Here is a 10,478-nt window from a genome sequence, read left to right as displayed (position 1 = left end):
CAAAAGTACCAGCTGCAAATAGAATGGATGTTCTTCCAAACGGAGAAATAGTAGGTTTATTCTAGTTAAAAAACTAAGTTAATAATCACAAATCTAGAAGGAATTTCTAGATTTGTGATTAATATAAATATATAAAATTTGTAACATTCTAAGTTGAATAAATAATCGGCTTGGAAAGAAACTGCTGGAAAACGATGTCATAGTTTGTAAAGTGATATCAAAAAAACTAAAATTAATAGGAGGAATCAAATTATGTATGATTTAATTCTTAAAAACGCTAGAATCCCTCAAGGCGATGACACAATCGTTACTAATATTCTAGTTAGAGATGAAAAAATAGCAGGATTTACTGATTGTATCGAAGAGGTACAAGCAAAAGAAATAATAGACATAGAAGGACAATTGACTTTACCAGGATGTATAGATTCACATACTCACTTTATGTATCAAGGATTCCCTCATAGAGAGAACTTTTTAACAGGAACTGCTGCTGCTGCAACTGGTGGTATAACTACAGTTATAGATATGCCATGTTGTTCAGTTCCTTCAGCAAGAAGCGTTGAGCAATTACAATTAAAAATAGACCTTTGTCAACCTCAATCACTTGTAGACTTCGCTATGTGGGGTGGAGTAACAGGAGAAGACGTAAGAGAAGATTGGATGCACAATGTTAAAGAACAAGCTGACTATGGGGTAGTTGCATTTAAAGTTTATATGACTCCTTCAGTTCCAACTTATCCAAGAGTTACTGACCCAGAAATGTTAGAATGTTTTAGAGCAGTTGCTGAAACAGGACTTCCAATAGGAATTCATGCTGAAAACTTTGCTATGTGTGACTTCTACGTTAAAAAATTCCAAAAAGAAGGAAGAATGGATGGTCCAGCATGGGCAGAAGCTAGAATGGAATTAGCTGAAAAAGTTGCTATAGAATTAGGTATAAGCTTTGCTGAAGATACTGGAGCGAGATTACACATAGTTCATATGAGTACTGGAATAGGTGCTAAATTAGTAGGAGAAGCTAAGAAAAGAGGTATAAACGTAACTTCAGAAACTTGTCCTCACTACTTAACACTAAACTATCAAGATGCTATGAGCGAATATGGTGCATTTGCTAAAATAGCTCCTCCGTTAAGAACTAAAAGAGATAATGAAGAGTTATGGGAAGGACTTAACAACGGAAGCGTTGATTTCATAGCTACTGACCATGCTCCATATGAAATAGAAAGTGAAAAAGCTAAAGAAGGAATGAATATCTGGACTGCATTCCCAGGAATACCTGGAGTTGAGACTATGGTACCTGTGCTAGTAAGTGAAGGATACAATAAAGGAAGACTTTCTTTAAGCAAATTAGTAGATATATTATCAACTAACGCTGCAAAACACTACGGATTATATCCTAAAAAAGGTGCATTAAATATAGGATCAGATGCTGACTTTACAGTAATAGACTTAGATAGAGAATGGACTATAACAAAAGATATGGTTACTATGTGTGGATATAACCCACTTGAAGGATTAAAACTAAAAGGTAAACCAGTAAAAACTATAGTTCGTGGACACATAGTATATCAAGATGGTGAAGAAGGAGCATTACCATCATTAACAGATGAAGAATTAAAAACAATAGTACACGAATATCCAGCAGGAGTTGAAGAAAAATACTCAGGAGTATTCGAAGGATTCCCACACTTACACAGTGCTGAATATGAAAGAAGTTACAGAAAAGAGCATCCGGAAGTAATAGATGAGCATATAAGAGGAATTAAAGGAATCATGGTTAAACCAGGATTTGGACAATTCGTAAAAAGACAAAGTATACAAGTTTTACCTAAAACAATAACATACTAGGATAAAATAGGACAGATTAGAAAAGTTATAATTAAATTATAATTCCAATAATTTGTTAAAAGACAAAGTATACAAAAACTAGACAAAGTTATAAAATACTAATATAATATTATTAGTTGGTGGATATTGTTTAAGTATGGCGTATATTGTGAAATATACGCCATACAAATAAATTAATAAAAGGTACTCGTTGCCATTTAAATTATAAAATATCTACAAATCTAAAGCTTAAAAATTTAAAAAACAAACTTTAATTTAAGGGGAGGAAATAAAATGCCAAGATATGGTATAGTTGTTATCGACATGTTAAATGACTTTATAGGAGAAAAAGCTCCATTAAGATGCCCAGGTGGAGAAGAAATCGTTCCAAATCTTCAAAAATTATTCAAATGGGTAAGAGAAAGAAACGCTCAAGGTAAAGATGACGTTCAATTAATTCACATCCAAGAAGCTCACAGAAAAAATGACGCTGACTTCAGAGTAAGACCAGTTCATGCTGTTAAAGGAACTTGGGGATCAGACTTCATTAAAGAATTATATCCAGAAGGAGAAGAATACACTATTCCTAAAAGAAGACATAGTTCTTTCTGGCATACTGATTTAGACTTATATTTAAGAGAAGAAAATCTTGACACAGTTGTTGTAACTGGTGTTTGGACAAACGTATGTGTTAGATCAACTGCAGCTGACGCTTTAGCTTTAGCTTACAGAGTTATTACTTTAAGTGACGGAGTTCACTCTAAAAACCAAGCTCAACATGAGCATGGATTAGTAGACTTAAGTATCTTCACTAAAGTTATGACTATAGATGAATTTACTTCAGCTATAGATGCTGGTAAAGATGCTTGGGCTGGTGCTGGAGACCAAGAAAATAAAGTAGAATAATTTAATATGACTGTCCTCATTTGAGGACAGTCCATTAAAATTATAAGAAAATTAAAAAATCTTTATTAATTAAAAATTATACTTATCTAATAACTATTAAGTATTAACTAATATATCTAAAAATATAAGCTTATAATTACTATACGATCGATCGATGAAATTTATAACGTAAAATAAAAAACTTTATAGTTATACTGAAAATGATATGCCGTCTTAATTAGAAGACGACTTTTTGTTATTATAACAGTGAATAAAACCTTACAATCAAGGCTAAGAACCAGAAAGTGAGGCAACAACAATGAGAGTAATAGTAGGAATTTCTGGTGGTAGTGGTGCTATATACGGTGTTGCTCTTTTAAAAGTTTTACAACAACTAAATATTGAAACTCATTTGGTTGTGTCAACTTTAGGAGAATATGTAACACAACACGAATGTGGTATGAGCCTAGAAGAACTTAAAGGGCTAGCAACATATTATCACGATAATAAAGATTTGGCTGCATCTATAGCAAGTGGATCATTTAAAACAGATGCAATGATAATAGCTCCTTGCTCTATGAAAACTGTAGCCGCTGTAGCTAATGGACTATCGGATAATTTACTAACAAGAGCTGCAGATGTTATTATTAAAGAAAACAGAAAGTTGGTAGTAATTCCAAGAGAAACTCCATTAAGTTCTATTCATTTAGAAAATATGCTTAAGTTATCTAGACTAGGGGTTACAGTACTACCTGCTTCTCCAGGATTTTACAACCATCCACAATCAATAGGAGACATGGTTAGCTCTATAGTAGGAAGAGCATTAGATCAAATTGGTGTAGAGCATAACTTAATTGAGAGATGGGGAGAATAGACTTGAAAGGAGGGAAACAAATCGTGGAGACACAAATGTTAAGAGCTACAATGAGCAAACTACAAGAACTAGGACAACTAGAAGTTTGCAATGTAGAAGTGGATCCTAAATATGAATTAGGAGCAGTATTAAGATATTTTAATAATCAAAAACCTATATTATTTAATAACGTAAAAGGGTATAATATGCCTGTAATGGGTGCCCTTTATGGAAATCGTCAACTTTATTATGATTTAATGGGAGTGACTCCAGAAAATCGTTTATATAAGTTTATGGATGCTATAGCAAATCCTCAGCCGTACAAAATAGTTAGTAACGGACCTATAAAAGAAAATATAGTTACTAGAAACATAGATATTCAAAGAATGTTCCCAGTACCAACATCTCATGAGAAAGATGCAGGTAGTTTTATAACTGCAGGTATGCTTATAGTTAAAGATAGTGAGACTGGTGAAAGTCATATGGCTGTTCGTAGATTCCAAGTACGTGGAGGAAATATAATTAATGCATTAGTTTCAGGTCATTCGCCTAGACTAAGAAAGCAACTTGAAAAGTGCAATGCTATGAATAAGCCTTTAGAGTGCGCAGTTGTTTTAGGGTATGACGCAACTTATTTACTTGCATCACAAATAAGTTCAACTAGATATGGTCTGGACAAGTATGCAGTTGATAGTGCATTAAGAGGAGAACCTCTTGAGTTAGTTAAGTGTTATTCAGTTGATTTAGAAGTCCCAGCTTATGCTGAAATGGTTCTTGAAGGACATATCATTCCAAATAGATTAGAGGTAGAAGGACCATTTGGTGAGTTAATGGGATACTATGGAGATGTTGCTCCAAATCCAGTAATGGAAGTTACAACAGTAATGCACAGAAATAATCCTATATTCCAACATGCATTCCCATGTAGAGAAGAGCATCTTGCAAATGGTCTTATAAGAGAAGCTGAAGTATTTAGTTCAGTTAAAAACTTAGTAGATGCTAAAGATGTTAATATAACAATTGGTGGAGGATGTAGACTACACGGAATTATTTCTATAGATAAGAAAAAAGATGGTGACGGAAAAACTGCAATAATAGGAGCATTAGCAAGTGGTTATGATATCAAACATGTTGTTATTGTAGATACTGATATTGATATTTATGATCCAAGTTCTGTTGAACTTGCATTAGCTTCTAGGGTTCAAGCTTCTGAAGATCTAGTTACAATACCAGGAGCTTTGGGATCAGGGCTTGAGGCTTCACATGTTGCACGTGGACTTACTGACAAACTAGGTATAGATGCTACTAAGCCACTAGGAGAGAAGAGTCACCTATTTGAATTAGCAGAAATTCCTGGATTTGAAGGTGAATTGGATATTGAGAAATACCTTCCAGGAGTTAAAAAATAAATAAAGGTGGTAGTATACTATGAGACAAGCCATAGGTATGGTAGAAACTAGAAGTTTAGTGGCTGCTTTACAAGCGGCTGATACTATGGTTAAGTCAGCAGATGTTCATATTGTAGATCTTAACTTTGTTGGATCAGGACTTATTGCTGCAATAGTATCAGGAGAAGTTGCCGCTGTCCAAGCAGCAGTGGAAAATGCAACTGAAACTGCAAAAGGATTAGGTGAGATTATATCATCTAATGTTATCCCAAGACCTCATGAAGAGGTTGATAAAATGTTAGATGTATTACTATAAGAATAGCTAAATGGTGGTGAAAATAATGGCTAACCCATTAGCAAGAGTGGTTATGAGAAATATTTCCCAAATGAGTGGGAAGGTTGGTACAGGAGTTAACACATATTCAAGTTCTTTTAAAACAGCTAACTTAAATAATAGAGAAGAACAGCTGCTAGTTAGTTTACTAAATAAGAATGGAAATTCTTCTACTAAAGTTGTAAATACTAGTTCAAGTTCATATAGTACTGGAAGAAGTAATTCTCCAGTTAATATAGCAAATAATCTAAAAACATTAGATTCTTTAGCTGCAGGAAGAAAAAATGATAGTGTGGAAAATAACTCAAATACAAATAATTATAATTTAAATAATAACTATGAAAATAGAAATTATTTAAATAAATCTACTATAAATACTGGTAGTAGAAATCTTGTACAAAGTTTAAGCATAGATGACTTAATATCAGGTAAAGATAAGAAGAAACCTGAAAATATTATAAAGTCAGTTTCAAAAAACAAGAGTGGCATGATGTCTTTAAGTGACTTAGCTGGAACAGCTAAGACTAGCTCAGATAGCAATGATGCTAAACCACAACCAGAGCCAAATGTTAAAAATACTTTAGTAAGATCAAGTGTTTTAAACAACCTTGAGACATATATTCCTAAAGTAACATTGGACTCTATAGGAAAGAAAGGTTCCTTGTTTTAGGACCCAGGGAGGTGTAATACATGAGAGCAGCTTTAGGACTAATTGAAGCAGTAGGTCTAACTACAGCAATCACAGCATTAGATGCAGCTAGTAAAGCAGCAGATGTAAAACTAGTAGGGTTTGATAAAGTTATAGGGGTAGAAAAAACTATAAGTGTTACTATTCATATAGCTGGTGAAGTTGCTGCTGTAAGAGCAGCTGTAGATGCTGGTGTAGAAGCAGCTAATAGAATTGGTAAAGTGGTATCAAGCCACGTAATACCGAGACCACATGATGAGATTGATAAACTAATGGCTGAATTTGAAAAAAACTTAAAGGCTAAGAGAGAGTTAAAAAGTGATGATAAGCCTAAAAAGATAGAAGAAAGTAAGAAAAAAGAAGAAGCTACAATAAAAGCTAGTAAGTAGTAGGAAGTTTATATAGACAACATATATAAATTAAGGAGGAATAATAATGAGTCAAGCATTAGGTATGGTAGAAACTAAAGGATTAGTAGGAGCTGTTGAAGCAGCAGACGCTATGGTAAAAGCAGCTAATGTTACTTTAATCGGATACGAAAAAATAGGATTCGGATTAGTAACTGTTATGGTAAGAGGAGACGTAGGAGCTGTTAAAGCTGCTACAGATGCTGGTGCAGAAGCTGCAAGATCAGTAGGAGAATTAATTTCAGTACATGTAATACCAAGACCACACTCAGAAGTTGAAAGAGTGCTTTCTAAAGGCGAATAATATAATAAATAATTAATAACAGCTATTTTCTTAAATTGAAAGACTAATAGCTGTACCCTATGAGGTGTTAGAATATGAATAAATATACTCTAACAAGTGATGTAATGGAAGAGTTAATACAAAGAATAAATAAAGGCTCTAAAAGGAAAAATTCAACTAATACTATTGACTTTGGCATAAATGCTAGTAAAACAAATGGTATTATAGACGATAAATATGTTGGGTATTCTAGCCATCATATTCTTGTAATATTTACAGGAACTGACGTTGGATTAACAGAGTCTTTAAGAGAACTCAGTAGAGTAAAAAAATATGGATTCACTTTTGATGTAGCTTTTTCTTATAGCGGTGCGCAAGTTATAGGAGAAAGTGGTATAAATCACATCAAAAGTGTACTTAGTCCTAACAAAGTATACTTTGAAGAAGATCAACTCATATTTGGTGATATCATAGAAAGTGTAGATGGTATATTAGTTACTATGACAACACAAGATACAGCAGCTAAACTAACGTTAGGAATTCAAGATAACTTTATATCTACATTGTTATGGCAAGCTATATGGCATGGAAAAATTGTTCTAATGGACTTTGACAATGTTATTAGATATAGAGGGACGGAGTCAAAATCTCCAATTCAACAACAAATTATAAATGAATACGTAGATAAGCTTAACAAAATGAGTGTAATCAGCGTAGATAAAAAAAGCTATGTAGTAGAAATGTTGAAAAAGTTTAAAAATGTTAGTTTGAATAATGATGGTGAACAATCACAAAGCTTACAGCAACCAGTTAATACTAACTCTGAAAGCGAAAGAAGAATTATAACCGAAAAAGATTTATTAGAAATAGCTGGTGACAGTAAGGAAGTGACTGTACCTTTAAAAGCTATTGTTACTCCTCTAGCTATAGATACGGCTAAAAAACAAAGCATAAAAATTATAAAAAAATAGGCTATATATTTTAGAGAGGAGAGGGATTTATGAATCTTGGAAGAGTAATAGGAACACTAGTTGCAACTAGAAAAGATGACAGCCTTATAGGCAGTAAGCTTATGATTACACAACCTTTAGATATAGACTATAATCCAGTAGGAGATCCTTTTATAGCAGTTGATACAGTTGGAGCAGGTATAGGAGAGGTAATTATCTATGCTGAAGGTACCGCATCAAGAAATGCAGCTAAGAAGCATGAAGCTGCAATAGACGCTGCTATTATAGGTATAGTAGACAATATGGATGTCTACAAAGATGTACTGGAGAGGTAAACTAGAAGGGAGGCGAATCGCTTGTTAAAACCAGAGAATATAAAACAAGCAATGGAATATAGAGAATTAATAGATGTATTAATGGCAGATGACAGATTTGCTGATGTTGTTCTATATAATGGTAATGTTATAAACGTAATTACTAGAGAAGTTTATACAGCTGATATCGCTATAAAAGGAGACTATATAGCACTTGTTGGTGATTGTCAATCATTAATAGGACCAGATACAGTTGTTGTAGACGTAAGAGGTAAATATTTATCACCTGGATTTATGGATTCACACATGCACTTTGAAAGTAGTATGTTAACTATAACTGAATTTTCAAGATTATCTATACCATCAGGTACAACTACATTAATGGCTGACCCACATGAAATTGGTAATGCTTTAGGACCAGTAGCTATGAAAGCTATGGCTGATGAATGTAATGTAGTTCCAAACTTTGTAAGATTACAAGTTCCAGCTCTTACTCCTGATGCACCAAGTCTTGAAACAGCAGGTGTTGATGTAAACTCAAAAGATATGGAAGATCTTTTAAACTATCCAAACATATATGGTATAGGAGAGTTACAAGGATTTTCATTAACTAAACACGTATATAGAAATACACCGGAAATAATAACTGACCTTTTAGCTTCAACTACTTATGCTAAGAGCTTAGGAAAACCAGTTGATGGTAATGCTCCAGAGTTATTTGGTGCAGACTTAGCAGCTCATATAATATGTTGTGGAGGAACTTGTTCAGATCATGAAACTACAACTAAAGAAGAGTGTGTTGAAAAGTTAAGACAAGGTGTATACGTATTCATGAGAGAAGGTTCTACTCAAAGAAATATGTCTGAGTGTATAAGAGCCGTAACTGAAGAAGGACTAGATTCAAGAAGACTTGTATTAGTTTCAGATGATATGGTTGCTGAAGATTTAGAAAAACATGGCCACATGAATGATATAGTAAGAAGAACTATAAGAGAAGGTGTAGACCCAATCGAAGCTATCCAAATGGTTACTATAAATCCTGCTACTTATTGGGGATTAAATGACAGAGGAGCTCTTCTTCCAGGAAGAGTAGCTGATATAGCTGTTATAAGTGACTTGAAAGAAATGACAGTTGAAGCTGTATTTATAAAAGGTCAATTAGTAGCATCACAAGGTAAACTATTAATAGATCTTCCAAAATACACTTATCCAGATGTAGTTAAAAATTCAGTAAGAAGAAACCCTATTACTGAAGCTGACTTAGAAATTCATGCAGATGGAAATACTGCTACAGCTAGATACATTCAAGCTATACCAGATCAAAACTTAACAGAAACTGGAGAAGCTCAAGTTAGAGTTAACCGTGGTATAGTAGAAGCTGATGTAAATCAAGATGTGATATACTTAGCTTGTTTAGAAAGATATGGACGTAACGGAAACATAGGTAAATGTATGGTTAAAGGAATCGGATTAAAACAAGGTGCATTTGCTCAATCTATCGCTCACGATACTCATAATATAACTGTTACAGGAACTAACTTAAGAGATATGGTAGCTGCTGTTAATAGAGTTATAGAAATGGGCGGTGGAGTTGCTGTTGCTAACAATGGCAGAGTGTTAGACGAATTAGCATTACCAGTTGGAGGTCTTATAACTGACGAATTAACTGGTCAAGAAGTAAGTGCTAAGATAGCTAGTTTAGAATCAACTGTAAGAGATCAATTAGGCGGAACATTACATGCTCCATTCATGCACGTATCGTTCTTAGCTCTTTCAACAAGTCCAAAATGGAAAATAACTGATAAAGGATTAGTAGACGTTAATAACTTTGAAATCCTTGATCCAATTGTTAAATAATTAAGATTTAATAATAGGAATATAAAATGTTTTATATGAAATAAAGCTTCATGATGCTGCAGCCATGAGGCTTTATTTTTTTGTAAATTAAGGAAATAAAAAAGAAAGTGTTTTCCTATACAAATGACGAAAAATGTATTATAATGTTTATATTAATCTAAAAGTTAACAATATTTTGTTAACAACATTTTAATGAATATTGTAATCCTCTAATATTAGATATGAACGTACTAACTCTATAAATGCTAGAATGCATAACTTATAAAGAAATTAGAAATTATATTAAAATAAATACTAAAAGTTAAAAATACTAAATTATTTAGTATTAAAAAATAAAATAGATTACTTTAGACAAAACATAAAGGAGGAAAACGTTCAATGTCAAGTAACTCTGGATTTTTAGACAAAACCTTTAAAGTTAGTGAGAGAGGCTCTAACACAAAAACAGAAATCTTCGCAGGTATTACAACTTTTATGACAGTTGCTTATTTACTTGCAGTTGTTCCAGCAAATCTTTCTGACGTTGGAATGCCTAAAGAAGCTGTTTTTACAGCAACAGCACTAGCAGCATTAATAGCAACAGCATTAGCAGGTATTTTAGGCAACTATCCGTTTGGATTAGCACCATCAATGGGGCTAAACTCATTCTTTGCATTCTCTGTAGTAATAGGAATGAAAAAGTCGTGGGAATT

At 33.3% G+C, this 10,478-nt stretch carries 11 protein-coding genes and 1 pseudogene; all 12 read left to right on the top strand.

Annotated features, from left to right (window positions below; translation table 11 throughout):
* Positions 1 to 252 precede the first annotated feature (252 nt).
* Positions 253 to 1,848 (top strand): dihydroorotase, encoded by a 1,596-nt coding sequence (locus CLPU_RS15710; RefSeq protein WP_235436196.1) that lies wholly within the window; start codon positions 253 to 255, stop codon positions 1,846 to 1,848.
* A gap of 273 nt (positions 1,849 to 2,121) precedes the next feature.
* A complete protein-coding gene (locus CLPU_RS15705; RefSeq protein WP_050378978.1) occupies positions 2,122 to 2,733 on the top strand; it encodes a cysteine hydrolase family protein in 612 nt (203 codons plus the stop codon).
* A gap of 298 nt (positions 2,734 to 3,031) precedes the next feature.
* Positions 3,032 to 3,586 (top strand): UbiX family flavin prenyltransferase, encoded by a 555-nt coding sequence (locus CLPU_RS15700; protein ID WP_050378976.1) that lies wholly within the window; start codon positions 3,032 to 3,034, stop codon positions 3,584 to 3,586.
* 23 nt (positions 3,587 to 3,609) lie between these two features.
* Positions 3,610 to 4,974 carry a UbiD family decarboxylase gene (locus CLPU_RS15695; protein WP_050378974.1) on the top strand — a complete coding sequence of 455 codons (1,365 nt, stop codon included), beginning with the start codon at positions 3,610 to 3,612 and terminating at the stop codon, positions 4,972 to 4,974.
* 19 nt (positions 4,975 to 4,993) lie between these two features.
* A complete protein-coding gene (locus CLPU_RS15690) occupies positions 4,994 to 5,269 on the top strand; it encodes a BMC domain-containing protein (protein ID WP_050378973.1) in 276 nt (91 codons plus the stop codon).
* A 25-nt stretch (positions 5,270 to 5,294) separates the two neighbouring features.
* Positions 5,295 to 5,957, top strand: a complete 663-nt coding sequence (locus CLPU_RS15685; protein WP_050378971.1) for a hypothetical protein — start codon at positions 5,295 to 5,297, stop codon at positions 5,955 to 5,957.
* Between the two features lie 20 nt (positions 5,958 to 5,977).
* Positions 5,978 to 6,364: a BMC domain-containing protein gene (locus tag CLPU_RS15680; protein ID WP_050378969.1), complete on the top strand. Its 387-nt coding sequence runs from the start codon at positions 5,978 to 5,980 to the stop codon at positions 6,362 to 6,364.
* A gap of 43 nt (positions 6,365 to 6,407) precedes the next feature.
* Positions 6,408 to 6,686: a BMC domain-containing protein gene (locus CLPU_RS15675; protein WP_321169976.1), complete on the top strand. Its 279-nt coding sequence runs from the start codon at positions 6,408 to 6,410 to the stop codon at positions 6,684 to 6,686.
* A 74-nt stretch (positions 6,687 to 6,760) separates the two neighbouring features.
* The gene (locus tag CLPU_RS15670) at positions 6,761 to 7,636 is read left to right on the top strand and encodes a flavoprotein (RefSeq protein WP_050378965.1); all 876 of its coding nucleotides are present in this window, start codon (positions 6,761 to 6,763) and stop codon (positions 7,634 to 7,636) included.
* Between the two features lie 29 nt (positions 7,637 to 7,665).
* The gene (locus CLPU_RS15665) at positions 7,666 to 7,950 is read left to right on the top strand and encodes a EutN/CcmL family microcompartment protein (RefSeq protein ID WP_050378963.1); all 285 of its coding nucleotides are present in this window, start codon (positions 7,666 to 7,668) and stop codon (positions 7,948 to 7,950) included.
* 21 nt (positions 7,951 to 7,971) lie between these two features.
* Positions 7,972 to 9,786, top strand: a complete 1,815-nt coding sequence (locus CLPU_RS15660; protein WP_200898633.1) for an adenine deaminase — start codon at positions 7,972 to 7,974, stop codon at positions 9,784 to 9,786.
* Between the two features lie 378 nt (positions 9,787 to 10,164).
* A pseudogene (locus tag CLPU_RS15655) lies at positions 10,165 to 10,478 on the top strand (NCS2 family permease); the annotation flags it as partial.

This window comes from Gottschalkia purinilytica (genome assembly GCF_001190785.1).
In the GTDB taxonomy this organism is placed as follows: Bacteria; Bacillota; Clostridia; order Tissierellales; family Gottschalkiaceae; genus Gottschalkia_A; species Gottschalkia_A purinilytica.
The sequence above is the reverse complement of the archived record's forward strand: the minus strand, read 5'-3'. Positions and strand labels throughout refer to the sequence as shown.

Excerpts from the sequence above, each read along its gene's own strand:
- CLPU_RS15710 (WP_235436196.1), top strand. The coding sequence starts at position 253 with ATGTATGATTTAATTCTTAAAAACGCTAGAATCCCTCAAGGCGATGAC.
- CLPU_RS15685 (WP_050378971.1), top strand. The coding sequence starts at position 5,295 with ATGGCTAACCCATTAGCAAGAGTGGTTATGAGAAATATTTCCCAAATG.
- CLPU_RS15665 (WP_050378963.1), top strand. The coding sequence starts at position 7,666 with ATGAATCTTGGAAGAGTAATAGGAACACTAGTTGCAACTAGAAAAGAT.
- CLPU_RS15690 (WP_050378973.1), top strand. The coding sequence starts at position 4,994 with ATGAGACAAGCCATAGGTATGGTAGAAACTAGAAGTTTAGTGGCTGCT.
- CLPU_RS15670 (WP_050378965.1), top strand. The coding sequence starts at position 6,761 with ATGAATAAATATACTCTAACAAGTGATGTAATGGAAGAGTTAATACAA.
- CLPU_RS15705 (WP_050378978.1), top strand. The coding sequence starts at position 2,122 with ATGCCAAGATATGGTATAGTTGTTATCGACATGTTAAATGACTTTATA.
- CLPU_RS15680 (WP_050378969.1), top strand. The coding sequence starts at position 5,978 with ATGAGAGCAGCTTTAGGACTAATTGAAGCAGTAGGTCTAACTACAGCA.
- CLPU_RS15700 (WP_050378976.1), top strand. The coding sequence starts at position 3,032 with ATGAGAGTAATAGTAGGAATTTCTGGTGGTAGTGGTGCTATATACGGT.